Genomic DNA, 24,758 nt, shown 5'->3' on the forward strand with positions numbered 1-24,758 from the left:
TGGGGACGTGACGCTGGCCAAGGAGCAGGCGCTCCGCGCGGTGAAGTCGGTGAGCCGGACGGTCGGCCGGCTGACCGCCGGTTCGCGGATGGTGCCGGGATTCCTGATCGTGGGGGCGCAGCGCTGCGGCACCACCTCGCTGTTCAAGACGCTGTCGCAGCATCCCGGTGTGCTGCCGCCCGCGTACCACAAGGGCGTGCACTACTTCGACATGGACTACCACCGGGGGATGAGCTGGTATCTCGGGCACTTCCCCACCACCGGCAAGGCCGAGGCGGTGAAGGCCCAGATCGGGGTACGCGGGATCACCGGCGAGTCCAGCCCGTACTACATGTTCCACCCGCTGGCCGGGCAGCGCATCGCCCGCGACCTGCCCTCGGTGAAGCTGCTCGTGCTGCTGCGTGACCCGGTGGAGCGCGCCTACTCCGCGCACTCGCACGAGCTGGCCCGCGGCTACGAGACCGAGACGGACTTCGAGCGGGCGCTCGCGCTGGAGGAGTCCCGTACGGCGGGCGAGCGGGAGCGGATGATCAGCTCCGCGTCGTACGCCAGCGAGCACCTCCAGCACAACGCGTACCTGGCCCGGGGCCGCTACATCGAGCAGCTGGAGCGCCTGGAGGCGCTGGTCGGCCGGGACCGCATGCACGTCATCGACAGCGACGACTTCTTCGCCGACCCGCGCCCCTCCTTCGACGCGGTCTGCGACTTCCTCGGGCTGCCCCGCTGGGCGGACATCGCGTTCGGCAAGCACAACTCCCGGTCCCGTTCGCCCATGTCGGCGGAGCTGCGGACCCGGCTGGAGGACCACTTCGCGCCGTACGACGAGCGGCTGGCGACGTGGTGGGGACGCGTGCCGTCGTGGCGGCGGTGACGCGGGCGGACGCCGGCGGCACCCCGACGCTCACCGCACCGCCCCCCGGTCCGGGCGCGGGGCTGGGCGGCGCGGCCCGGCAGGGCTTCGCCAACCTGGTCGGGGTCGGGCTTGCCGCCGTCGCCGGCTTCGGCCTGAACATCGTCATCGCCCGCGGCTGGTCGGTCCGCGAGGCGGGCATGTTCTTCGCCGCCACCAGCGCGTTCATGATCGCCGCGTCGGCGGCGCGGCTCGGCACCGACGTCGGCACCGTCTACTTCGTCAGCCGCCAGCGCACGCTCGACCGCCGCGACCAGATCCGGGGCACCATCCTGGTCGGGTTGCTGCCGGTGCTCGTGGTCGGCACGCTGCTCGGGCTGGCCGGCTGGCTGGCCGCGCCGGCCCTGGCCCGGGCCACCATGCCGGAGGCCGGGCCGGAGGCGGTGACCGCGCTGCGCATCCTGCTGGCGTTCGTGCCGCTGGCCGCGCTCAACGACTACGCGCTCGCCGCCTGCCGCGGCTTCGGCCAGATGCGCCCGCTGCTGACTGTGGAGCGGCTCGGCCGCACGCTGGTGCAGTTCCTGGCCGTGGCGGTGGCCGCCTGGCTCGGGCTGTCCGCCACCGTCGCGCTGCCGCTGGCCTGGGTGGTGCCGTACCTGATCGCCGCGGTGGTCGCGCTGTTCTGGCTGAGCCGGCTGGTCGGCCGGGCCGGGCGGCAGGTGACCCGGCCGGTGCCGGCGCGTGAGCTGGCCGGGCCGTTCTGGCGGTTCACCGGGCCCCGTGCGGTCAGCAGCCTGGCCGCGATCGTGGTGCAGCGCCTGGACATCGTGCTGCTCAGCGCGTTGCGCGGACCGGCGGACGCGGCGATCTACACGGCCGCGACCCGGTTCCTGGCGCTGGGTCAGCTCTCCAGCGTCGCGCTGTCCAGCTCGGTGCAGCACCGGCTGGCCGCCGCGTTCGCCCGTAACGACCGGGCCGAGGCGGGTCAGCTCTACCAGGTCGCCACCGGCTGGCTCGTGATCCTCTCCTGGCCCGCGTACCTGATCTTCGCGGCGTTCGCCACGCCGATGCTGGCACTGTTCGGGGCCGGCTACGCCGACGGCCGCCGGGTCGTGGTGCTGCTGGCGCTGACCATGCTGCTGGCCACCGGGTGCGGCATGGTCGACATGGTGCTCAACATGGCCGGGCGCACCGCGTGGACGTTCTACAACGCGATGACCGGCACCGTGCTCAACGTGGTCGGCAACCTGGTGCTCATCCCGCGTTACGGCATCCTCGGCGCGGCCCTGGCCTGGACCGTCTCGATCCTGGTCACCAACCTGGTGCCGCTGACCCAGCTCTGGTGGTCGATGCGGCTGCACCCGTTCGGCGCCGGCACCCGGGCCGCGATGGCGCTGGCGGTGGTCACGCTGGGCCTGCCGCTCGGCGTGGCGACGTTGCTCGGCGCCGGTTCGCTCGTGCTCGCGCTGGTCACGGCCGCCGGGCTGGTCGCGTACGCGGCGGGTGTCTGGCGCTGGCGGCGCACCCTGAACCTCGACGCGCTGCGGTCCCTGCGCCGTGGCCGTAACCGGGCCGGGGCGGACCCGGCCGCCCAGTCCTGACCGATCCTGCGCACCGATGGGACCTTCGATGACAAGCGACTCCCCCGCCCCGCACTCCGGCCTGTCCACCGTGAAGGCCGCGAAGCTCGCCGCGGTCGGTCTGCTGGCGGACCGCAAGGAACGCCGCGAGCTGGAGCGGCCGGTCGAGGGGGGCGGCCGCCGGCTCACCCTGAAGGTGGAGCGTCCGATCTTCATCCTGGGCGCCCCGCGCTCCGGCACCACGTTCCTCGGCAGTTGCGTCGGCGCGCTGCCGGACGTGTCGTACCACTTCGAACCGCGCCTGACCAAGGCCGTCGCCCGCTGTGTCTACGAGGGAAGCTGGACGCCGCAGCGGGCGGCCCGCTACTTCCGCGGGTACTACGGCGCGCTGCTCGCCGCCTCCGGGCACGGCGGGCTGCGGTTCGCCGAGAAGGACCCGGAGAACTGCTTCATCGTGCCGTTCCTGACCGAGGTCTTCCCGGACGCGGTCTTCCTGCACGTCTACCGGGACGGGCGGGACGTGGCGGTGTCGCACGCCGAGCAGCCCTGGCTGAACGCCGCGTCCACCGGTACCGGCCGCAGCGGCCGGGGCGGTACGCCGTGGGGCGCCGCGCCCCGGTTCTGGGTGGAGCCGGAGCGGCGCGAGGAGTTCACGCAGGTCTCCGACCTGGGCCGGTCGGCCTGGATGTGGCGGCGGTTCACCAGCAGCGCGCTGACCCAGCTCGCCGAGCTGCCCGCGGAGCGGGTGCGGCACCTGCGGTACGAGGACATCGTCACCCGCCCGGCCGAGGCGGCCGAGGTCGTGGCCGACTTCCTGGAGGTCGGTGATCCGGCCGGGCGGGAGGCGCTGCACGCCCGCTTCGCCAAGGCGCGGCCGGGTTCGGTGGGCCGCTGGCGGCAGCGACTGACCGAAAAGGATCTGGACGATGTGATGGCTCAGGCCGGGCCGCTGCTGACGCGACTCGGCTACCCCGCCTGAGCGCCGCGTCACAGGTAGAGTGCCAGAGGTCGCCCGCCCGGCCCGGCGTGCCTCTCCGCCCACGCGGATCCGTCAGGGCCCCCATACCGTGGCCGGCGACCGTCCTGGGGAGAGGTTGCGGTGGTACGACGGTTACGACTGACGATGGCTGCCGTGCTGGGCCTGGCCTTTCTGGCCCCGGCCGTGGCGGCCTGTGACATCGGCTCGGAGCGATCCGACGAGACGGCGACGGCGGTGCCGCCCCCGCCGACCGTGACACCGCGGACCGCTCCGGTCCGCACCACCGGGTGGGGGCCGGAGCCGCCGGAGAAGGGGGCCTGGCTCGGCACCTGGGTCAAGCCGCAGTACCACAACGCCAGCGGGCGGGCCGCCGCGTTCGACGCGTTCAACCAGGCGGCCGGCGGCAAGCTCGCCATCGCGCACATGTTCCACGAGTGGAACGAGCCGTTCCCGAGCGCCACCGAGAAGTTGTTCCAGTCCCGGGGCAAGCTCCAGATGATCTCGTGGCAGGGCACCGACACCCGGTCCACAGTCAGCGGCGTCTACGACGCGCTGATCCGGGAACGCGCGAAGGACGTCAAGGAGTTCGGCGTTCCGGTGCTGCTGCGCTACCGGTGGGAGATGGACCGGCCGAACCTGGCCGCGAGCATGCACTCGCCGGAGGACTACGTCGCCGCCTGGAAGCACGTCCGCGGCATCTTCGCCGAGATGGGCGTCACCAACGCCGGGTGGGTGTGGTGCCCGCACGCGGACGGGTTCGCCGAGCCGCAGCGCCGGGCCGCCGCCTACTACCCGGGCGACGACCAGGTCGACTGGCTCTGCGCGGACGTCTATCCCAGTCCGGAGTGGAACAGCTTCTCCAACCGGATGGACCACTTCATGGCGTTCGCCAAGAAGCACCCGCGACCGGTCATCATCGGCGAGTACGGCCTGACCCAGGAGGGGCGGCCGGGCCAGCGGGCCGAGTGGATGCGCGAGGTCGGGCCGTACCTGAAGAAGCACCCGCAGATCAAGGCGGCGGTCTACTTCGCGGCCCGGCAGACGGAGAAGCCCATCTACGACAGCACGTTCGGCAACGACCCGGAGAGCGAGCAGGTCTTCCGGGAGATGGCGACCGATCCGTACTTCCAGCCACCGATGCCCGACCTGAGCGTTTCCTCAGGAACACCCTCCGTGTCCGAGGACTGATCGTCGCTCGTCTTTTCGTGTGACCCGGGCCCTTTCCTCGGTCAAAAAGGCCGAACCCGGGTGGACGGGCGACGGCCGAATGCGAGAAGGTATTGCTCTCACGTCTGCGGTCGGTCGAGTGACGCCCCGCCTCATGTCGGCACCGACCACGATCGCAGCGCCTCCGACGTTTCCCCCCGGAGTAGCCTGTGGCTTCCTCGATCCTGAGACACCGCTCGGTGTCCGCATTCGGCGCTGCCGTGCTCGGCATCGCCACCTTGTTCACACCGGTGCCGGCGCTGGCCGCACCGGCTGCGGCGCCCGCGCCCGACCACAGCACGCTGGTCGGCGAGGTGCCGTCGGACAAGACGCCGAACATCAACGACGGCAACGTCGTGGCCATCCACGACGCCGGCAGCAAGGTGATCGTCGGCGGCTCGTTCACCAACGCGCAGAACCGGGGCTCCTCACCCACCCCGGTCGACCGCCGCGGACTGCTCGCCTTCGACAAGGCGACCGGCAAGATCGACAACGCGTTCGCGCCGGTGCTGGACAACGACGTCACCGCGATCATCGCCGGGCCGACCCCCGGCACGGTGTACGTCGCCGGCAAGTTCAACAAGGTCGGCGACAAGAACTTCCGCAAGCTGGTGCTGCTGAACGTCGCCGACGGCACCCCCGTCGAGGGGTTCAAGGGCCCGGCGTTCAACGGCACGGTGAACGACATCGCGCTCGTCGACGGTCACCTGCTTGTCGGCGGCATCTTCACCACGGCGACCGCGACGATCAACCGCAACGGGCTGGCCTCGCTGAACCCGACCACCGGCGCGGTGGACGAATACCTCACCGTGGCGCTGACCGAGAACCACAACTGGACCCCGACCAACAACGGCGCCTCGGCCGGTGTCGGCGTGGAGAAGCTCTCCGTCTCCCCCGACGGCAAGCACCTCGTGGTGATCGGCAACTTCAAGAAGGCCGACGGCGTCGTGCACGACCAGATCGTGCGGATCAACCTCGGTGAGAGCTCCGCGACCGTCTCCGACTGGAACACCGACGGCTACTCCGCGGCCTGCAAGTACACCGCGTTCGACTCGTGGGTGCGCGACGTCCAGTTCTCCCCGGACAGCAAGTACTTCGTGGTGGTCACCACCGGCGCGTCGTACCCGGGCACGCTCTGCGACTCCGCCGCCCGCTGGGAGACCTCCGCCACCGGCGCCGGCCAGAAGCCGACCTGGACGAACTTCAGCGGCGGCGACACGTTCCTCTCGGTCGGCATCAGCGAGAAGGCCATCTACGTCGGCGGTCACTTCCGCTGGTCGAACAACCCGCTCGCCCGTGACAAGGCCGGACCGGGCGCGGTGCCGCGGGCCAGCATCGCCGCGCTCGACCCGGTGAGCGGCCTGCCGCTGTCCTGGAACCCGGGCCGCCACCCGCGCGGCTACGGCGTCACCGAGATGCTGGTGACGCAGGAGGGCCTCTGGCTCGGCAGCGACCAGGAGTACATCGGCAACTTCGACTACCAGCGCAAGCGGATCGCCTTCTTCCCGCTGGACGGGGGCAACACCCCGCACTCGACCAGCACCAAGGGCCTTCCCGGCAACGTCTACCAGGCCGGTCGTGCGGCGCAGACCGAGGTGCTCTACCGGGTCAACGCCGGTGGCCCGGCCATCCCGGCGACCGACGGCGGGCCGGACTGGGCCGCCGACAGCGCCACCGAGCCCAGCCCGTACCACAACACGGGCAACCAGGTCACCAGCTACACCACGAACGCGACGTTCGACCCCACCGTGCCGGCGAGCACGCCGGCCACGCTGTTCAACACCGAGCGGTGGGACGAGGCGACCGCGCCGGACATGCAGTGGGACATCCCGGTCGCCGCAGGCACCCGGGTCGACGTCCGCATCTATATGGCCAACCGCTGGTCCGGCACGAGCAAGCCGGGCGCCCGCAAGTTCGACGTCAGCATCGACGGCGTCCTCAAGCTGAACGACTTCGACCCGGTCGTCGCCGCCGGCGGAACCGACCGCGGCACCATGCAGTCCATCTCGGTGGTCAGCGACGGCGTCGTCGACATCGACTTCGGCCGGGTGCTGCAGAACCCGCTGCTGCACGGCATCGAGATCGTCAAGACCGCGCCCACGCCGGACGCCTCCGACGTGCTCTACCGGGTCAACGCGGGCGGCGACCAGCTCGCCGCGCCGAGCGGCCCGGCCTGGGCCGCGGACACCGCCGCCGCGCCGAGCACCTACCACAACGCCGGCAACCAGGTGACCAGCTACACCACGAACGCCACGCTCGACGGCACGGTGCCGTCGGGTACGCCGGTCGAGTTGTTCAACGCGGAGCGGTGGGACGAGTCGCCCGCGCCGGACATGCAGTGGGACTTCCCGGTCCCGGCCGGCACGCCGGTGCAGGTGCGCCTCTACCTGGCCAACCGCTGGTCGGGCACCGCCACCGCCGGCAAGCGCAAGTTCAACGTGTCGATCGACGGCGTGGTCAAGCTGAGCAACTTCGACCCGATCGCCGCGATCGGCGCCACCAACCGGGGCACCATGCGCGCGTTCCCGGTCACCAGTGACGGCAACATCGACATCGACTTCGGTCGCGTCCTGGAGAACCCGCTGGTGCAGGGCATCGAGATCGTCAAGCTGCCCCCGGTGCCGCCGGCCACCACCGTCGACAGCATCACCAAGCGGACGTACGACGGCGCCACCTCGGTCGGCAACGCGATGTCGGTGCCGAACGGCGACAACACCGGCTGGTCGAACATCAAGGGCGCGTTCTGGGTCGGCGGTGACCTGTTCTACGGCGTCGGCGGCGACCTCTACAAGCGCTCGTTCGACGGCAACGAGTTCGGCACCCCGAAGAAGCTGGACCCGTACCACGACGCCAAGTGGGACCTGGTCGTCACCGGCTCCGCGCCGGAGGGCTCCACCTACGCCGGCATGACCGGCAACTTCTCCGCGGAACTGCCGAACGTGACCGCGATGTTCTACTCCAGCGGCCGGATCTACTACTCGCTGGCCGGTCAGAGCACGCTGTTCTGGCGCGGCTTCACGCCGGACACCGGCACCGTCGGCGCCGAGCGCAACACGGTCACCGGCACCACCGCCTTCGCCGACGCGGGCGGCCTGTTCCTGGACGGCGACACGCTCTACGTCGTCTCCCGGAGCACCGGCACCCTGTCCACGATGGCGTGGTCCGACGGCGTGCCGACCGGCTCCGCCACGGTGCGCAGCGGTCCGAGCGTCGACGACGTGGACTGGCGCGGCACCTCGGTCTTCGTCGGCCCCTGACGGGCGGCACGACCGAAACGGAACAGATACGACGATGGCCCGGCCGATATCGGCCGGGCCATCGCCCTTTCTCCGGCGTCGTACGCGCCGGGTGGATCAGGTACGGGTCGGTGCGTGCTCACCCGCCCAGACCCGCATCAGGTCCCGTACCGAGATCACTCCCGCCACCTCCCGGCCGTCGAGCACGACCAGGTGACGGAACCCGCCGCGGGCCATCGCCGCGGCTGCCTCCTCGACCGTCCAGTCCGGGCCGGCGTAGACGACGTCCCAGGTCAGGTGTGCCCCGGTGCGCTCGACATCCGGGTCGAGCCCGGCGCCGATCGCCTTCAGCACATCGCGTTCGGTCATGATCCCCACTCCCTCGGAGTCCGGGTCGATCACGACCGCCGACCCGACACCGCGGGCCGACATCATCCGGGCCGCCTGCCGGAGCGTGTGCTCCGGCCCGACCACCAGTACCTCGCTGGACATCGCTTCCCGTACCTGCATCACACATCACCCCTGTGGGACGGCGACTGAGTACGGACATGGTGGGCCATCGATGCGTACCGGGACAAGAACGGGCATCGCCGGAGACGGCCCGGATGGCTACTGTCGGAGGGTGCCCACCGAGCCCCTCCGCTGCGCCGGCGCGCTGATCGTCGACGACGACGGCCGCATCTTCATCCAACGCCGATCCCCCGACCGACGCCTCTTCCCGAACTGCTGGGACATCGTCGGCGGCCATCTCGAACCGGGCGAGGAGATCGACGACGCGCTGCGCCGGGAGGTCACCGAGGAGACCGGCTGGGCCGTGTCGCACGTGCTCGGCCTGGTCGGCGAATACCGATACACCGCCGACGACGGGCTGACCCGGGTGGAGACCGACTTCCTGATCCGGGTGGACGGCGACCTGAGCCGGCCCCGGCTGGAGGCCGGCAAGCACACCGAGTTCCGCTGGCTGGCGGAGTCGGAGATCGCGCTGCTCGACGAGCACCGGGACGTCAACGACGGGCTGATCCGGAGGATCGCGGAGGACGGCTTCGCGGCGCTGCGCTCGATCGGTCTGACGGGCTGAACCACTGCCGCTCCGCGCCCGGCGATATCCTCGCCGGGTGGAATCCGGTCGAGAAGAGGAGCGTGTCGGCATGATCGGGATGGTGCTCGCCGCGGGAGCGGGGCGCCGGCTGCGGCCGTACACCGACACCCTGCCCAAGGCCCTGGTGCCGGTCGACGGGGAGACCACCATCCTCGACATCGCGCTGCGCAACCTCGCCGAGGTGGGGCTGAACGAGGTCGTGATCGTGGTCGGCTACGCGGCCGACGCGGTGCGGCAGCGCCAGGCCGCCCTGGAGGAGAAGTACGGCGTCACGATCACGCTGGTCCACAACGACAAGGCCGAGGAGTGGAACAACGCGTACTCGCTCTGGCTGGCGCGGGAGCACTTCTCCCGTGGCGTGCTGCTCGTCAACGGCGACACCGTGCATCCGGTCAGCGTGGAGAAGACGCTGCTGGCCGAGCGCGGCCCGGGCATCCTGCTCGCCGTGGACACGCTCAAGCCGCTGGCCGAGGAGGAGATGAAGACCACCTTCGACGCCGCCGGTCAGCTCACCCGCATCACCAAGCTGATGGACCCGGGCGAGGCGTACGGCGAGTACATCGGCGCGACGCTGATCGAGCCGCAGGTGGCGGTGCCGCTCGCGGACGCGCTGGAGGCGACCTGGCGGCGCGACCCCAACCTCTACTACGAGGACGGCTACCAGGAGTTCGCCGAGCGCGGCGGCGAGGTGCGGGCGGCCCCGATCGGTGACGTCTCCTGGGTCGAGGTCGACAACCACGCCGATCTGGCCCGGGCGCGGGAGATCGCGTGCCGCTACTAGCCCGCAGCGTCCTCACCCCGCTGCACATCGACGTGCGGCGGGGCGCGGTGGCCGACCTGGCGGCGATCCTCTCCGACGGGCGGATCTCCGCCGGTGGCGACGTCGCCGTGGTGGTCGGGCCGGGTCAGGGCGAGCGGATCGCCGAGCTGATCCGCCCGTCGCTGCGCTCGGCTGACGTGTTCACGGTGGCCGGGGGCACGCTCGACGCCGCCGACGACCTGGGGGCGAAGCTGCGCACCCGGTCGTACGACGCGGTGGTCGGCATCGGCGGCGGCAAGACGATCGACGTGGCCAAGTACGCCGCGACCCGGCGTGGGCTGCCGATGGTCTCGGTGGCCACGAGCCTCGCCAACGACGGCATCGCCTCCCCGGTGGCGAGCCTGATCACCGAGGGCCTGAAGGGGTCCTACGGGGTGCACATCCCGATCGCCGTGATCGTCGACCTGGACTTCGTGGAGGCCGGGCCGGAGCGGCACAACCGGGCCGGCATCGGCGACGTGGTCAGCAACATCAGCGCCCTGGCGGACTGGGAACTGGCCCGGCGGGTCCGCGGTGAGCGGGTCGACGGGCTGGCCGCCTCGCTGTCGCGCGCAGGCGCCGAGGCGGTGCTCAACCACCCGGGTGACATGAACGACGACGGCTTCGTCACGGTGCTCGCCGACGCGCTGATCTCCAGTGGCCTGGCGATGGCGATCGAGGGCACCAGCCGGCCGTGCAGCGGCGGCTGCCACGAGATCATGCACGCGATCGACGCGCTGTTCCCCGGCACCGCCTCGCACGGCGAGCTGGCCGGGCTCGGCGCGCTGTTCTGCACGTTCCTGCGCGGCGACGAGCGCCGGTTCGCCGAGATGGCGGCCTGCCTGACCCGGCACGGGCTGCCCCGGCTGCCCGCCGAGGTGGAGCTGACCGACGACCAGTTCGTCGAGGCGGTGCAGTTCGCGCCGGCCACCCGGCCGGACCGCTACACCATCCTCGAACACCTCGCGATGTCCGCTACCGAGACGCGGGAGCGGCTGGCAGACTACGCCGGTGCCCTCCGCGACCACATTGGCTGAGCCCCGTCCCACCGTCGCCGACTTCCACCGGGTCAACCGGGGAGGCGGCCTGTTCAGCGAGTCGATCAGCCAGTGGATCGGGGCGGCCTTCGCACTCGCCGCCCAGCGTCTGGGGCTGCGCCCGACCGCGCTGACGCTGACCAACCTGGTGCTGGGGCTGGCCGCCTCGGTCACCGTGGTGACGCTCGCCGACGACGTGGCCGCCGGCACCGTACCGGCCTGGGCGGTCGGGCTGTTCGCGCTGGTCGCGTGGCAGATCGCGTACGCGCTGGACTGCGCCGACGGGCAGCTCGCCCGGGTGACCGGTCAGGGCAGCGCGGCCGGCGCCCGGATCGACGTGCTCTGCGACGTGGCCGCCCAGATCGCGCTGGTGGCCGCCATCGGCGCGACAGCCGTGGCGCAGCGCCCGTCCACGCCGGTGTGGCTGGTGGCGGTGTTCGCCGGCACCTGGATGGTCAACCTGGTGACGTCGGTGATGCAGTCCGGGCCGAACGCGGCGAGCATGGTCACCTCGACCTCGCTCCCGGTGCGCCTGGTGAAGCTGGTCCGCGACTACGGCGCGGTGATCTTCGTGGCCGGCCTGGTGCTGGCCTTCGCGCCCGCGCTGGCGTTCTGGGTGATGGTCGCGTTCACCGTCGTGAACGGCGGCTTCCTACTGGCGAGCATCGCCTTCTCCGCCCGCGCCTCCCTGCGGTAAGGAAGGGCCCCTTCTTAACGCCTCGTGCATTGAAAGGGGCCCTTCCTAACACCTGGGGTCAGCGCGCGGCACGGCCTCCGGCCAGGCCGGCGTAGATGTCGATCAGGCGCTTGGTGATCACGTCGGGGTGGAAGGTGCGCTCGTAGCGGGACCGGGCCGGACCGGCGAGCGTCCCCGCCTCGGCGGCGGCCAGCGGCAGCGCGGCGGCCAGCGCCTCGACCTCCGGCGCCACCACCCAACCCGCCTCGCCGCGCTGCACCCCGGACGGCAACGCGACAGGCCCGTCGCCCGGCGCGGCGGTGGCCACCTCGGCCGGGCCGGTGCCGGCGGGCTCACGCGGGCCGTCCGCGCCCACCAGGTACGGGATGCCGCCGAGCGCGGTGCCGAGCACCGGCCGCCCGGACGCCAGCGCCTCGATGATCACGGTGGGCAGCACGTCGTGCCAGGTGGAGGTGGCCAGCACCACGGAGCTGTCGGCCAGCGCCGCGCGTACCCCGGGGCGGTCGAGCTGGCCCAGGTAGAGCACGTCGGGCCGTTCGGCGGCGGCCGCCTCGGCGAGCGGACGCAGCTCGCCGTCACCGGCGATGCGCAGCGGGCCGAGCGCGCCCACCGGGTGCCGCCGCCACGCCGCGAGCAGCAGGTCAAGGCCCTTCTCCGGGCTGAGCCGCCCCATGAAGAGGAAGCCGTTCCCGGCCGGCGCCGGGGTGCCCGGATCGGGCACCGCGTTCGGCTTGACCACGATCCGCTCGTCCGGGATGCCGTAGTCGCGCAGATGATCAGCCACAGCCGTGGTGAGCGCGATGTACCGGTCCACCGACTTCCAGGTGGGGCGGTGCACGGCGAGCGTGGTCGCCATCAGCGCGCTCTGCGCCCGCGAGTTGCGGTAACAGCGGTGCACGATCGCCGGCACGCCCAGCGCCCGGCCCCGGCAGTCCTGGCAGATCACGCCGTCGCGGAAGTACAGGCCCGAGGAGCAGACCTGCCGGTAGTTGTGCACGGTCTGCACCACCGGCACCCCGCGCTTGTGCGCGGTCCGCACCACCCAGGGCGAGAGCAGAGGGTACGGGTTGTGCAGGTGCAACACGTCCGGCCGGTGCTCGGTCAGCAGGCGGTCGAGGTCGTGCTGGGCCTTGGGTGCCCAGATCGGCGAGATCGGCAGCAGCGCCTTGGCCGGCTTGGACATCGACGGGATCTCGTCCGAGCTGCGCAGGAACGGCAGCACCTCCACGCCGGCGGCGGTGAGCTGGGCGATCTCCGCGTCGACGATGGTGTTCTCGCCGGAGGGCTGGGCTTCCCGGTACCGGTTGTGCGCCACCACGATTCTCACGGGAAAGAAGGCTACCGTTGGACCGTGCCCGAACTTCCGGAGGTGGAAGCGCTCGCCGGTTACCTGCGCGAGCGTGCGGTGGGCCGCCGCGTCGAGCGGTTCGAGGTCGCCGCGATCAGCGCGCTGAAGACGTACGACCCGCCGCCGAGCGCGGTCGCCGCCCGTACCGTCACCGGCGCGGGCCGGTACGGCAAGTTCCTGGACGTCCGGTTCGACGAGGGACTGCACCTGGTGGTCCACCTGGCCCGGGCGGGCTGGCTGCACTACCGGGAGGCGTTCCCGTCGGCGGCCCCGCTGCGGCCCGGCAAGGGCCCGATCGCGGTGCGCGTACGCCTCGACGACGGCTCCGGTTTCGACCTGACCGAGGCCGGCACCCAGAAGAAGCTGGCCGCCTACCTGGTCACCGACCCGGCGCAGGTGCCGGGTGTGGCGAAGCTCGGGCCGGACGCGCTGGAGGCGGATCTCCCGACCTTCGCCGAGCGGCTGCGTAGCCGTAAGGGCCAGGTGAAGGGCGTACTGACCGACCAGTCGGTGCTGGCCGGGGTCGGTAACGCGTACTCCGACGAGATCCTGCACGCGGCGCGGCTCTCGCCGTTCGCGATCACCGACCGGCTCACCGACGACCAGCTCGCCGGCCTGCACGCGGCGACGCGCACGGTCCTCGGCGACGCGGTGCGCCGGTCGATGGGGCAACGGGCCGCGGAGCTGAAGGGCGAGAAACGCTCGGGCCTCAAGGTGCACGCCCGGAAAGGGCTGCCGTGTCCGGTCTGCGGCGACACGGTGCGGGAGGTGTCGTTCGCCGATTCGAGCCTCCAGTACTGCCCCACCTGTCAGACCGGCGGCAAGCCGCTGGCTGACCGAAGGTTGTCCCGGCTCGTACGGTGAGTAACCGGATTCGCCGGTTACCGAGCGGAATCGACCGGCGATCGCTGAAGGTCCGGTCCGCCCCTCTACCTGAGCCGTCATCCATCGGTATAGTGGCTCGGTCCCCGGCTTCACAACTGATTCGGAGCCGGCCAGATCTCACCGAGCACCAGCGGAACGGCTTCCTCGCGGGGGCCGGTCCGGGCCGGGCCCGCGTGGGAGACTGGGACGGTGAGCGACCCGGGCCCTCACGCCGAGTGAGGACGCGGGTCATGCGGGAGGACATGGGTTGAGGTGACGACAAGCCTCCAGCGCCCGGTAACCGACAGAGGCCGGAGCAAGAGCGTGCGGCACGTCGACAGCTTTGAGATCCAGCCGCCGACTCCGCCGTCGCACAACGGCGTACCGCGGTCGGCGTGGGCCCGCGCCCGCCGGCGGGTGTCCCGGTGGCACCGGCCCTACATCGCCCTCCTGCTGCTGCTCGACTTCGGTGCGGCCGCCCTGGCCAGCTTCCTGGCCGTGCAGATCTTCGAGCAGGCCGCCTCCGGCTTCCGGGACGCGCCCGAGGCGTGGTTCTACACCGTGGCGTTCGTGCTCCTACCGCTCGGCTGGGTGCTCATCCTCTGGGGCAACCGGGCCTACGACCGCCGCTACCTCGGTCTCGGCCCGGACGAGTACAAGCGGGTGATCCGGGCCGGCGTGGCGGTCGCCGCGACGGTCTCCTTCCTCGCCTTCGCCACGAAGACCACCCTGTCCCGGTGGACGGTCGGCTTCGCGCTGCTCGGCGCCCTGCTGCTGATCCTGCTCGTCCGCATGATCGCCCGGGCCTGCCTGCACGCGCTGCGCCGCCGCGCCGGCCACGCCGGGCACCGGATGGTGCTCGTCGGCACGCTGCCGGAGTGCCTGGAGGTCTACTCCACAGTCACCCGGAACCCGTCCGTCGGCCTGGTGCCGGTGGCCATCCACCTCACCGACGGGTACGCCGCCGCGCGCGGCCTGGAGACCCCGGTGCCGGTGTACGCGGGCCGGGACGTCCTCGCCCTGGTGCGTGAGGTCGGCGGCGACACCATCGCGGTCTGCGGCTCGGCCAGCGCCGAGCCGGGCGAGTTGCGCCGCCTGGCCTGGCAGCTGGAGGGCTCCGGCGTCGACCTGGTGGTCGCACCCCAGCTCACCGACATCGCCGGTCCCCGGGTGCACATCCGCCCGATCGAGGGCCTGCCGCTGCTGCACGTCGAGGAGCCGACCCTGTCCGGGCCGGCGCTGCTGGCCAAGAACCTGATGGACCGGGTCGCCGCCGGGCTCGGCCTGCTGCTGCTGGTCCCGCTCTTCGTGGCCGTCGCCGTCGCCATCCGGATCTCCGACCCCGGGCCGGTCTTCTTCCGCCAGCCCCGGGTGGGGCACGAGGGGCGGACGTTCCGGGTCTGGAAGTTCCGGACCATGTACGTGGACGCCGAGGAGCGGCTGGCCGGCCTGGTCGACCGCAACGAGACCGACGGCATGCTGTTCAAGATGAAGCAGGACCCCCGGGTCTTCCCGGTGGGCCGCTTCCTGCGCGCCACGTCGCTGGACGAACTGCCCCAGCTGATCAACGTGTTGTGGGGCGAGATGTCGCTCGTGGGCCCGCGTCCGCTGCCCGCCGACGACGGCGACTTCCTCGGCGACGTCCGCCGCCGGCTGCTGGTCCGGCCGGGCATGACCGGTCTGTGGCAGGTGTCCGGCCGCTCCGACCTGTCCTGGGACGAGGCGGTCCGGCTCGACCTCTACTACGTCGACAACTGGTCGCTGGCGTACGACCTGAGCATTCTGTGGCGGACCGTCGGCGTGGTGCTGGCCCGCAAGGGCGCGTACTAGCGCTACCGGGCCGCACCCGGCAGGATCGCTGCGTGGGTGGCAACCTCTCCGCCGTCTTCGCCGTCGTCTCGCTGGTCACCGCGTTGGCCGCGGCGCTCTGGGCGGTGCTGCGGCTGCGCGGGCGGCGGGGCATCGCCACCGCCACGCAGCGGGCCACGTACGAGGTGCTGCACACCGCGGGGCTCGCCGCCGAGCCGCTGCGCGCCGGTCTGACCGCGGCGGACGCGGCGAAGGCCGTACGCCATCTGCGGGCCCTGGTCGGCGCGGCCGGGCTGGCGCTGACGGACCGGGACGCGTTGCTCGCGATCGACGGGCAGGGCGCGCACCACGGTGACCAGCTGGTCGCGGCGGCCCGGCGGGCGGCCGAGGGCGGGCGCTCGACCGTGCTGGGCGAGTCGGAGCTGCGCTGCGACCTGGTCGACTGCCCGGTACGCGGCGCGGTGGTGGCGCCGCTGCGCGCGGACGGGCGGGTGGTCGGCGCGCTGGTGGCGGTGGCCGACGAGCGTCCGGCCCCGGGTCTGGTGCAGGCGACGCTGGAGACCGCGCACTGGGCCGGTGACCAGCTCGCGCTGGCCGAGCTGGAGTCGTCGCGGGAGCGGCTGGCGCGGGCCGAGGTACGCGCGCTGCGCGCCCAGATCAGCCCGCACTTCATCTACAACGCGCTGACCGCGATCGGTTCGTTCGTGCGGACCGACCCGGAGCGGGCGCGGGAGCTGATCCTGGAGTTCGCCGAGTTCACTCGCTACTCGTTCCGGGCGCACGGCGAGTTCACCACGCTCGCGGAGGAACTGCGCTCGATCGACCGCTACCTGACCATCGAGCGGGCGCGCTTCGGCGAGCGGCTCCAGGTGCGCCTCCAGATCGCACCGGAGGTGCTGCCGGTGACGTTGCCGTTCCTCTGCCTCCAGCCGCTCGTGGAGAACGCGGTCCGCCACGGGTTGTCCCGCAAGCCGGGCACCGGCATGGTGAGCATCGAGGCCCGGGACGCGGGCGCGGAGTGTCACATCACGGTGGAGGACGACGGGGTGGGGATGGATCCGACGACGCTTACCGCCGGCATCGCCGAGGTGTCCGGCGCGGCCGGGGACCCGGCCGACGACCCGGGGCAGCACGTCGGCCTCTCGAACGTCGACGAACGGCTCCGGTCGGTCTTCGGGGACGGGTTCGGCCTGGTCGTGGAGACGGGCCTGGGTTCGGGTACGAAGGTCAGCATGCGCGTGCCGAAGTTCCACCCCGGCGTCCGGGCGTCGTCGTGACAGTCACCGGCACCGGTTTCCTCCGGGTGCTGGCGGTGGACGACGAGCCGCCCGCACTCGACGAGCTGGCGTACCACCTGCGCGCCGACCCCCGGGTAGCCCGGCTGCACACGGCCGGGGACGCGACCGAGGCGCTGCGGGTGCTGCGCGACGACGACGTGGACGTGGTGTTCCTGGACATCCGGATGCCTGGGCTGGACGGCATGGAGCTGGCCCGGGTGCTGCGCCGCTTCGCCCGGCCCCCGGCGATCGTGTTCGTCACCGCGTACGACGACGGCGCGGTGGACGCGTTCGACCTGGGCGCCACCGACTACGTGCGCAAGCCGGTACGCGCCGAGCGGCTGGCCGAGTCGCTGCGCCGGGTGATCGGCTCCCGGGTGGTGCCGTCGCATCCGGCCGCGCTGGCCCGGGCGGAGGAGGATCCGACCATCCCGATCGAGCTGGCAGGTACCACCCGGATGCTGCCCCGCTCGGCGGTGCGGTGGGTGGAGGCGCAGGGCGACTACGCGCGGCTGCACACGGCGGAGGGGTCGCACCTGGTCCGGGTCTCGCTGGCGACGCTGGCCGAACGCTGGGCGGACGCCGGGTTCGTCCGAATCCACCGGTCGTATCTGGTGCAGTTGCGGCTCATCGCCGAGCTGCGGCTGGTCAACTCCGGTTACGTGGTGGTGATCGACGGATCCGAGCTGCCGGTGAGCCGCCGGCACACCCGGGAGCTGAAGGACAAGCTGGTGCGTGCCGCGAAGCAGGACTGGAGTCGCTGAGGGAGGGGCCACCGCAAACCCTGGCGTACAATGTACGGCAGACCGTACGACAGGGTGGGGGACCGCATGTCCGACGACCGCTTCGACGCCGCTACCGAATTCGACAGCCAGCTCGACCGCCTCGTGCAGCTCGGCTACCCGGCACTGGCCGGGCAGACCGAGGAGGAGTTCCGGACGCTGCTCACCCCGCTGCGGGACGCGGCGGTCACCGGTGCCGCCGGCCTGGCCGGGCCCACCGACGCGCGGGTGCCGTTCCTGCTGGTGACCACGCGGGAACTGGTGCCGGTGCCGGAGCGCATCGCGCTCACCACGCTGGCCGGCAAGCGCAAGACCGGCGTCCTCGACCGCAACTTCCCCGCCGACGACCTGCCCACCTTCCACCCGATCAAGGAGTTGGAGGTGCCCGCCGGGCCCGCGTACCTGCTGTTCGACGTGGACCGGGGCGAGGAGTACCGCAACGTGCCGCCGTCGGCAGCGCTGGAGGACATGACCGCGAAGGACCGGCTGCCGATCACCATCGACGAGGGTCTGGCGTTCGTCACGCTGCACCCGCAGGCACTGGCGAGCAACAGGTGCTTCTCGCTCGTGGGGTCGCGCTGCGGCGACCGGCGGGTGCCCGCGCTGTGGATCAGTCAGGGCGCGCCGAAGCTCGGCTGGTGCTGGTTCGGCAACCCGCACACCTGGCTCGGCTCGGCGACCGCGAACCCGGTACGGGTGGGCCTGGGCTGAGGTCGTCCACAACGACTCCACGCCATCCACCGGGTTATCCACAACCGTGAAGCGTTATCCACAGGTTGTGCACAGGGCTCGGAACCGTGCTCTTGACATTCCCGCTGAGCGGGCGAGACTGCCGGAGGTGACCGGAGCCGAGGAACAGCATCTGACGGGGCGGCCCACCGAGGCCGCCCCGGTTCCCGGTCCCCGCGCGTCCCCGCCCGGCCGCCACGAGCCGGGCAGCGGGCCGCAGCCGGCCGCCGCGCCGAAGCGGACCCGGATCGTGCTGGCCGAGGTCTCCCGGGCCGGCAATCCGGCCGACCGCACCCGCTCCGAACTGACCCAGCAGACCCCGGTCGGCGAGACGCTCGTGCAGGGGCTGATGCGCGCCCAGCTCTCCCTCGCGCTGCGGCTCAGCCTGCTGGTGCTGATCGGACTCGGCGGCCTGCCCTGGCTGTTCGCCATCGCGCCCACTGTCGGCCGGGTCACGGTGCTCGGGGTCAACCTGCCGTGGCTGCTCCTCGGCGTCGTGTCCTTCCCGTTCCTGATCGTCGTCGGCTGGGCGTACGTGCGGCTGGCCGAACGCAACGAGCAGGACTTCGTCGACCTGATCCGACGGCCGGAACGCTGATGTCCAACGACTACGTGGTCCCGGCGATCGTCGCCGTCACCCTGGTCACCGTCGGTATCGGCTTCTACGGGCTGCGGCTGGCCCGCACCACCTCGGACTTCCTGGTCGCGTCCCGGGCGGTCAGCCCGACCTGGAACGCCGCCGCGATCGGCGGGGAGTACCTGTCGGCGGCGAGCTTCCTCGGCGTCGCCGGGCTGATCCTCAAGTACGGCGTGGACGTGCTCTGGTACCCGGTCGGCTTCGCCGCCGGATACCTGGCGCTGCTGCTGTTCGTGGCCGCGCCGCTGCGCCGCTCCGGCGCGTTCACGCTGCCCGACTTCTGCGAGGTGCGGCTCGGTTCCCGCCGGCTGCGCACGCTCGCCACCGTCTTCGTGATCTTCATCGGCTGGCTCTACCTGGTGCCGCAGTTGCAGGGCGCCGGGCTGACGCTGGCCACGCTCACCGGCTCGCCGTACCCGCTCGGCGCGCTGCTCGTCGCCGTGGTGGTGACGGCGAACGTGGCGCTGGGCGGCATGCGGGCGATCACGTTCGTGCAGGCGTTCCAGTACTGGCTGAAGCTCACCGCGCTCGCCGTACCCGCGATCTTCCTGGCGTTGCAGTGGCAGGCCGACGCCCGCCCGGCGGTCACCCCGCCCGACGGGCCGACGTTCCGGACCGCGACCACCGTCGTGGTCGAGCACCGCGCGACGCTCACGCTGCCCGACGGCGACATCCGGGAGGTACGCCCCGGCGACCGCCTCGAATTCGCCGCCGGTGACCCGGTGCCGGAGGTGTCCGGCGCGGCGACCGGCCCCACCGAGTGGCTGCTGCCGGACACGGCGGGGGAGAACGACAGAGGGTTGTTCGCCACGTACTCGCTGATCCTGGCCACGTTCCTCGGCACGATGGGCCTGCCGCACGTGCTGGTCCGCTTCTACACCAACCCCGACGGTGCCGCCGCCCGCCGGACCACGCTCGTGGTGCTGGCTCTGGTCGGCGTCTTCTATCTGCTGCCGACGGTCTACGGCGTGCTGGGTCGCATCTACACCCCGCAACTGCTGGTGAGCGGCCAGACCGACGCGGTGGTGGTGCTGCTGCCCGGTGCGGCGCTCGGCGACGGCACCACCGGCCGGCTGCTCGCGGCGCTGGTCGCGGCCGGCGCGTTCGCGGCGTTCCTGTCCACCTCGTCCGGCCTGCTCACCAGCGTGGCCGGGGTGATCTCGACGGACGTGCTGGGCCGCGGCTCGGTACGCGGGTTCCGGCTCGCCACGGTGATCGCCGGTGGGGTGCCGGCGGTGCTCTCGCTGAACGTGTCCGGGCTGGACGTGTCGCAGGTGGTCGGGCTGGCGTTCGCGGTGGCCGCGTCGAGTTTCTGCCCGCTGCTGGTGCTCGGCATCTGGTGGCGCGGCCTGACCGACCTGGGCGCCGCCGCCGGGGTGCTGGTCGGCGGCGGCGCGGCGGTCGGCGCGGTGCTGCTCACCGTGCTCGGCCCGCCGCTGACCGGGTGGCCGGCGACGCTCACCACCCAGCCGGCGGCGTGGACGGTGCCGCTGGCGTTCACCGTCATGGTGGTCGTGTCGATGGCGAGCCGGCGGCGACTGCCCCGCGACGTCGGCGCCACCATGCTCCGCCTGCACACGCCGGAGTCGCTGCGCCTGTGAGGGGCCCGCCCGCACCGGGCCCCGCGCCGCACACCGGGCACCGGTCAGCAGACGCCTCCGGGTCGTCGTACTCGCTGACCTGCGACCAGCGCTGCCAGGCCCGCGCGTACGCCTCCTGGGCGGCGTCCTGCGCCTCGGCCCGGTCACCGCCGAGCGCGTACAGCACCGTCACCACGCGTTGTCTGCTGCTCCGGTAGAACTCCTCGAACGCACTGTCCGCATCCATGTCTCTCCCCGCTGCCGTCCCTGGGACTGACACCCACCGCCCGGGTCGCCGGTTGCAGGCCGTCGGCAATGCGACTCGTACCTCTCAGGGATGACGCGAGATCATCCTGCCGCCCGAGCGGCCGCTGGCCGGAGCCCGATACGGTCGGACCATGACCGATCAGCACCCGGCACTGTCCCTTCGTGGCCTGGCCAAGCGCTTCGACACCAAGGTCGCGGTGGCGGGCGTCGACCTCGCGGTGCCGACCGGCTCGTTCTACGGGCTGCTCGGCCCGAACGGCGCGGGCAAGACCACGACCCTCTCCATGGCCGTCGGCCTGCTGCGGCCCGACGCCGGTGAGGCGCGGGTGCTGGGGTACGACGTCTGGGCCGACCCGGTACGCGCCAAGAGCCTGCTCGGTGTGATGCCGGACGGCGTACGCCTCTTCGACCGGCTGAGCGGGGCGGAGCTGCTGGCGTACCACGGTCTGCTGCGCGGCATGGACCCGGCGGTGGTCGACCAGCGGGCGGCGGAGCTGCTCGACGTGCTGGCGCTCTCCGACGCCGGCCGCACGCTCGTGGTCGACTACTCGGCGGGCATGAAGAAGAAGATCGGGCTGGCCTGCGCGCTGCTGCACGGTCCGCGCCTGCTGGTGCTGGACGAGCCGTTCGAGGCGGTCGACCCGGTCTCGGCGGCGCTGATCCGCGACATCCTGCACCGGTACGTCGGCGGCGGCGGCACGGTGATCTTCTCCAGCCACGTGATGGAGGTGGTCGAGCGGCTCTGCTCCCACGTGGCGATCCTGGCCGAGGGCCGGATCAAGCGGGTGGGCACGCTGACCGAGGTGCGCGGCGACCGGTCGCTGGAGGACGTCTTCGTGGAGGTGGTCGGCGGCCGGACCGCGACCGGCGAGGAGCTGTCGTGGCTGTCCCGGTGACCGTGCCCGAGCGCCCGGCCCGGCGGGTGTCGCCCTGGCACTTCGTCCGGCTCAAGCTGCGGGTGCTCGGCAACAACTTCCGGGGCCAGACCTGGCGGGTCGCGCTGTTCGTCCTCGGCCTGCTGCTCGGGCTCTGGTTCGCCGCCGTCGGGTTCTTCCTGCTGGCCGCACCGGGCCTGGCGGGTGAGTCCCGGTACGCGCTGATGATCGCCGCCTTCGGCGGTGGCCTGCTCACGCTCGGCTGGCTGCTCCTGCCGCTCGTCTTCTTCGGCGTGGACGAGACGCTCGACCCGGCCCGGTTCGCGCTGCTGCCGCTGTCCCGCCGCACCCTGGTCACCGGCCTGCTCGCCGCCGCCCTGGTCAGCGTGCCGGCGCTGGCGACGGCGATCACGGCGGCCGGGCTCGTGGTCACCGCCGGCGCGCTCGGTGGATGGACGGCCGCCCTGGTCGGCGCGCTCGGCGTGGTCGTCGGGCTACTCGTCTGCCTGGCCGGTGCCCGCGCGCTGACCAGTGCGTTCGCGACGATGCTGCGCTCCCGCCGGGTCCGTGACCTGGCCGCCGTGCTGCTCGCGGTGCTGGCCGCACTGCTCGGGCCGTTGCAGTTGCTGGTGCTCGCCGCAGTACGGCAGACCGACTGGGACCGGCTGGACGGTGTGGCAAGGGTGGTCGGCTGGACGCCGTTCGGCGCACCGTGGACCGCCGGTCTGGACGTGGCCCAGGGCCGGGCCGGCGCGGCGGTGGTGAAGCTGCTGATCGCGCTCGCCACGCTCGGCGTACTCCTGTTCTGGTGGTCCCGGTCGCTGGAGACGGCGATGGTGGGCGCGGCGAGCAGCGGCCCCGCGCGGACGCCGCGCGCGGTGGCCGGCGGCGCGGTCGCGCAGCTCTTCCCCCGCGCGGTGGGCTGGGCCCGGCGGGACCGGTTCGGCGCGATCGTCGCCCGGGAGTGCCGCTACTGGTGGCGGGACGCCCGCCGCCGGGCCAACCTGATCACCGTCGCCGTGGTCGGCGTGTTCGTGCCGCTGATGGTCAACCTGGGCGGCCCCGCGTTCCTGTCCGAGGGCGGCGCCGCGTTCGACCAGGCCACAGCCGATTCCTCACCGGCGATGGTCAGCCTCACCATGATCTTCGTGGGCGCGCTCGCGTCGTTGACGCTCGCCAACCAGTTCGGCTTCGACGGCAGCTCGTACGCGGCGAACGTGGTCGCCGGTGTGCCGGGGCGGGTGGAGCTGCGGGCCCGGATGGCCGCGTTCTCGATCTACGTGGTGCCGATGCTCGTGGTGATCGCGGTGGCGCTGGCGGTCGTCCTCGGCCGGCCCGAATGGCTCGGCGTGATGGGTGGCGCGTTGTTCGCCGCGTACGGCTGCGGGCTCGCGATCAACGCGTTCGTCTCCGTGCTCGGCGCGTACTCGCTGCCCGAGTCGAGCAACCCGTTCGCCCTGAACAGCGGCGCGGGCTTCACCAAGGGTCTGCTCACCCTGGTCTCCATGGTCGGCTCGGCGGTGGTGGCGGTGCCGTTCGTGGTGGCCGCCGCGTTGCTCGGCGACGTGTGGCTCTGGCTCGCGCTGCCGCTCGGCCTGGCGTACGGCGGGGGCGCGGCGCTGCTCGGCGCGTACATGGCCGGGGACACGCTCGACCACCGGCAGCCGGAGCTGCTGGCGAATGTCACCCCGAGGCGCTGATGCCCGTCGTCGAAGCGGTCGTCACCGTCCCGGTCCCCCCGGAGCTGGCGTTCGCCGTCTCCCAGACCACCGCCCCGGTGCGGTACCGCTGGGATCCGTTCGTCCGGGTACAGCACTTCGTCGACGGTGCGACGCGGCCCGGCCGGGGCGTGCGGACGTTCACCCGCTCCCGGCACGGCCTGGTCATGGTCAGCGAGTACGTCTCCTGGTCGCCGCCGACGAACGTCGGCATGAAGATGGTGCGCGGACCGTGGTTCTTCGAACGGTTCGGCGGCGGCTGGCGGTTCGCGCCCGGCCCGGATCCCGGCACCACGATCGCGACGTGGCGGTACAACTTCCGCTGCCGCCCGGCGTTCCTGCGCCCGGCCGCCGAGCGGATCGGGGAGTGGTTGCTCGGGCGCGACATCCGGCGCCGGATCGCCGGGTACGCGGACGGCTGCGCCGACCCGGAGGTGCTGGCCGCCGCCCGCCGGTTGCTCGCCGACGACTGATCCGCGCGTCTCGGCCCGCCGTCAGGCGGTGCGGCGCATCGCCGCGTAGACGTGGTGGCCGTCGCCGACGCTGAGCACGTTCACCAGGTCCCAGCCGTAGTTCGACAGGTGCTCGACCGCCGCCATGAGCGGCGGGAATCCGCTGCTGCCCCATTTGTGCCGGGCGATGACCATCAGGTGCCGGTACGGGTAGGTACGGAGATCGACCTGACCACCGAGAACGGCGTCGGCGCTGACCATCCGGTCCTGGGCGAGCTTCTGCGGTGGGACGAGAGCCATGCCCGGCAGGGTAGGGCGTTCCGTCGAACCTCGCCCGCCGGCGGGCGGCACAATGTTTCACGTGAATCCAGAGCCGGGCGCGCAGATCCACTCCACCGACCCGTTCGCGGCACCGGCCGCGCAACGCTCGCCGGTACGCCGGCTGCGCGGACGGCTGGCCGCACCGGTGACGCTCTGGACCGCGCCCGGCCCGGCCGGGCTGACCGTCTCCTCCACGCTGGTCGCCGAGGGCGAGCCGGACCGGCTGCTCGGCCTGGTCGACGCGGAGTCGGACCTGTGGGCGGCGATCGAGGAGGCGGGACGGTTCGCGGTGGCCCCGCTGGGTCCGCAGCACCGGCAACTCGCCGACCGCTTCGCCGGACTGTTCCCGTCGCCCGGTGGCTTGTTCGCGCTGGACGCCTGGACCGAGACGCCGTACGGCCCGATGCCCGCGGACGCCGGCGGGTGGGCGGGCTGCCGTCTGGACACCGCCCGCGAGTACGGCTGGGGCCTGCTGGTCGAGGCCACCATCGAATCGGTGGACCTGCCCCGTGACACACCCCCGTTGCTGCACTACCGGGGCCGCTACCACGACCTCCCCGGCTGACCCCTCCGCTCCGCCCCGCTCCCCTCTGCTCCCCTCTGCTCCGTCGATCAT

Annotated in this window: 23 protein-coding genes and 1 pseudogene; 20 read left to right on the forward strand and 4 right to left on the reverse strand. The window is 72.4% G+C overall.

Annotation, left to right across the window (positions count from 1 at the left end):
* Positions 1 to 7 precede the first annotated feature (7 nt).
* From ACPCK6_RS04200 to ACPCK6_RS04220, 5 genes are all read left to right on the forward strand, one after another.
* Positions 8 to 871 (forward strand): sulfotransferase family protein, encoded by an 864-nt coding sequence (locus ACPCK6_RS04200; RefSeq protein ID WP_013289274.1) that lies wholly within the window; start codon positions 8 to 10, stop codon positions 869 to 871.
* Entirely contained in the window at positions 838 to 2,451 is a 1,614-nt protein-coding gene (locus tag ACPCK6_RS04205) for an oligosaccharide flippase family protein (RefSeq protein ID WP_396881874.1), read from the forward strand. Before ACPCK6_RS04200 ends, ACPCK6_RS04205 begins: the two co-directional genes overlap by 34 nt.
* Positions 2,452 to 2,479: 28 nt before the next feature.
* A complete protein-coding gene (locus ACPCK6_RS04210) occupies positions 2,480 to 3,409 on the forward strand; it encodes a sulfotransferase family protein (protein WP_423480384.1) in 930 nt (309 codons plus the stop codon).
* Positions 3,410 to 3,553: 144 nt separating this feature from the next.
* The gene (locus tag ACPCK6_RS04215) at positions 3,554 to 4,597 is read left to right on the forward strand and encodes a glycoside hydrolase family 26 protein (protein ID WP_423480385.1); all 1,044 of its coding nucleotides are present in this window, start codon (positions 3,554 to 3,556) and stop codon (positions 4,595 to 4,597) included.
* 218 nt (positions 4,598 to 4,815) lie between these two features.
* A complete protein-coding gene (locus tag ACPCK6_RS04220) occupies positions 4,816 to 7,872 on the forward strand; it encodes a malectin domain-containing carbohydrate-binding protein (RefSeq protein ID WP_423480386.1) in 3,057 nt (1,018 codons plus the stop codon).
* A gap of 96 nt (positions 7,873 to 7,968) precedes the next feature.
* On the opposite strand, the gene ACPCK6_RS04225 is transcribed toward ACPCK6_RS04220, so the two are convergent.
* Entirely contained in the window at positions 7,969 to 8,361 is a 393-nt protein-coding gene (locus ACPCK6_RS04225) for a CBS domain-containing protein (RefSeq protein ID WP_013289279.1), read from the reverse strand.
* A 112-nt stretch (positions 8,362 to 8,473) separates the two neighbouring features.
* Between ACPCK6_RS04225 and ACPCK6_RS04230 the strand changes: the two genes are divergently transcribed.
* From ACPCK6_RS04230 to ACPCK6_RS04245, 4 genes are all read left to right on the forward strand, one after another.
* Positions 8,474 to 8,929, forward strand: a complete 456-nt coding sequence (locus ACPCK6_RS04230; protein WP_262012989.1) for an NUDIX domain-containing protein — start codon at positions 8,474 to 8,476, stop codon at positions 8,927 to 8,929.
* A gap of 70 nt (positions 8,930 to 8,999) precedes the next feature.
* Positions 9,000 to 9,731 (forward strand): phosphocholine cytidylyltransferase family protein, encoded by a 732-nt coding sequence (locus ACPCK6_RS04235; RefSeq protein ID WP_357210239.1) that lies wholly within the window; start codon positions 9,000 to 9,002, stop codon positions 9,729 to 9,731.
* Positions 9,719 to 10,786 carry an iron-containing alcohol dehydrogenase family protein gene (locus ACPCK6_RS04240; protein ID WP_396881871.1) on the forward strand — a complete coding sequence of 356 codons (1,068 nt, stop codon included), beginning with the start codon at positions 9,719 to 9,721 and terminating at the stop codon, positions 10,784 to 10,786. Before ACPCK6_RS04235 ends, ACPCK6_RS04240 begins: the two co-directional genes overlap by 13 nt.
* A complete protein-coding gene (locus tag ACPCK6_RS04245; RefSeq protein WP_355508558.1) occupies positions 10,761 to 11,483 on the forward strand; it encodes a CDP-alcohol phosphatidyltransferase family protein in 723 nt (240 codons plus the stop codon). Before ACPCK6_RS04240 ends, ACPCK6_RS04245 begins: the two co-directional genes overlap by 26 nt.
* A 58-nt stretch (positions 11,484 to 11,541) precedes the next feature.
* Here ACPCK6_RS04245 and ACPCK6_RS04250 read toward each other — a convergent pair whose 3' ends face one another.
* Positions 11,542 to 12,810: a glycosyltransferase family 4 protein gene (locus ACPCK6_RS04250; protein WP_423480387.1), complete on the reverse strand. Its 1,269-nt coding sequence runs from the start codon at positions 12,808 to 12,810 to the stop codon at positions 11,542 to 11,544.
* A gap of 24 nt (positions 12,811 to 12,834) precedes the next feature.
* Here ACPCK6_RS04250 and ACPCK6_RS04255 point away from each other — a divergent pair, with 24 nt between their 5' ends.
* The 7 genes from ACPCK6_RS04255 to ACPCK6_RS04285 all read left to right on the forward strand — a co-directional run bounded on the left by ACPCK6_RS04255 (position 12,835) and on the right by ACPCK6_RS04285 (position 20,530).
* On the forward strand, positions 12,835 to 13,695 hold the full coding sequence (locus ACPCK6_RS04255) for an Fpg/Nei family DNA glycosylase (protein ID WP_423480388.1): 861 nt from the start codon (positions 12,835 to 12,837) through the stop codon (positions 13,693 to 13,695).
* A gap of 324 nt (positions 13,696 to 14,019) precedes the next feature.
* Positions 14,020 to 15,525 carry a sugar transferase gene (locus tag ACPCK6_RS04260; RefSeq protein WP_318336155.1) on the forward strand — a complete coding sequence of 502 codons (1,506 nt, stop codon included), beginning with the start codon at positions 14,020 to 14,022 and terminating at the stop codon, positions 15,523 to 15,525.
* Positions 15,526 to 15,557: 32 nt separating this feature from the next.
* A complete protein-coding gene (locus ACPCK6_RS04265) occupies positions 15,558 to 16,781 on the forward strand; it encodes a sensor histidine kinase (protein ID WP_318336156.1) in 1,224 nt (407 codons plus the stop codon).
* On the forward strand, positions 16,778 to 17,545 hold the full coding sequence (locus ACPCK6_RS04270) for a LytR/AlgR family response regulator transcription factor (protein ID WP_013289288.1): 768 nt from the start codon (positions 16,778 to 16,780) through the stop codon (positions 17,543 to 17,545). The genes ACPCK6_RS04265 and ACPCK6_RS04270 overlap by 4 nt, the downstream gene beginning before the upstream one ends.
* 66 nt (positions 17,546 to 17,611) lie before the next feature.
* Positions 17,612 to 18,274: a DUF5701 family protein gene (locus tag ACPCK6_RS04275; protein ID WP_396881866.1), complete on the forward strand. Its 663-nt coding sequence runs from the start codon at positions 17,612 to 17,614 to the stop codon at positions 18,272 to 18,274.
* Positions 18,275 to 18,539: 265 nt separating this feature from the next.
* Entirely contained in the window at positions 18,540 to 18,890 is a 351-nt protein-coding gene (locus ACPCK6_RS04280; protein ID WP_396881944.1) for a hypothetical protein, read from the forward strand.
* On the forward strand, positions 18,890 to 20,530 hold the full coding sequence (locus ACPCK6_RS04285; RefSeq protein ID WP_396881865.1) for a sodium/solute symporter: 1,641 nt from the start codon (positions 18,890 to 18,892) through the stop codon (positions 20,528 to 20,530). The genes ACPCK6_RS04280 and ACPCK6_RS04285 overlap by 1 nt, the downstream gene beginning before the upstream one ends.
* Positions 20,531 to 20,582: 52 nt before the next feature.
* On the opposite strand, the pseudogene ACPCK6_RS04290 reads toward ACPCK6_RS04285, so the two are convergent.
* Positions 20,583 to 20,756: pseudogene (locus ACPCK6_RS04290) on the reverse strand (sigma factor); the annotation flags it as partial.
* 151 nt (positions 20,757 to 20,907) lie between these two features.
* On the opposite strand from ACPCK6_RS04290, the gene ACPCK6_RS04295 reads away from it, so the two are divergent.
* From ACPCK6_RS04295 to ACPCK6_RS04305, 3 genes are read left to right on the forward strand one after another with little or no spacing between them, the layout of a single operon-like run.
* Positions 20,908 to 21,672 carry an ABC transporter ATP-binding protein gene (locus ACPCK6_RS04295; RefSeq protein ID WP_135242523.1) on the forward strand — a complete coding sequence of 255 codons (765 nt, stop codon included), beginning with the start codon at positions 20,908 to 20,910 and terminating at the stop codon, positions 21,670 to 21,672.
* Entirely contained in the window at positions 21,657 to 23,351 is a 1,695-nt protein-coding gene (locus tag ACPCK6_RS04300) for an ABC transporter permease (protein WP_423480389.1), read from the forward strand. Before ACPCK6_RS04295 ends, ACPCK6_RS04300 begins: the two co-directional genes overlap by 16 nt.
* Positions 23,351 to 23,842: an SRPBCC family protein gene (locus ACPCK6_RS04305; protein ID WP_423480390.1), complete on the forward strand. Its 492-nt coding sequence runs from the start codon at positions 23,351 to 23,353 to the stop codon at positions 23,840 to 23,842. The genes ACPCK6_RS04300 and ACPCK6_RS04305 overlap by 1 nt, the downstream gene beginning before the upstream one ends.
* A gap of 21 nt (positions 23,843 to 23,863) precedes the next feature.
* Here ACPCK6_RS04305 and ACPCK6_RS04310 read toward each other — a convergent pair whose 3' ends face one another.
* Positions 23,864 to 24,121, reverse strand: coding sequence for a hypothetical protein (locus ACPCK6_RS04310; protein WP_396881862.1), 258 nt, complete (start codon positions 24,119 to 24,121; stop codon positions 23,864 to 23,866).
* On the opposite strand from ACPCK6_RS04310, the gene ACPCK6_RS04315 reads away from it, so the two are divergent.
* Positions 24,120 to 24,707 (forward strand): flavin reductase family protein, encoded by a 588-nt coding sequence (locus ACPCK6_RS04315; RefSeq protein ID WP_423480391.1) that lies wholly within the window; start codon positions 24,120 to 24,122, stop codon positions 24,705 to 24,707. The two genes, ACPCK6_RS04310 and ACPCK6_RS04315, sit on opposite strands and share 2 nt — an antisense overlap.
* Positions 24,708 to 24,758: the final 51 nt, after the last annotated feature.

Origin of the sequence: Micromonospora sp. AB353, assembly GCF_049538395.1 — a bacterium.
GTDB lineage: Bacteria > Actinomycetota > Actinomycetes > Mycobacteriales > Micromonosporaceae > Micromonospora > Micromonospora aurantiaca.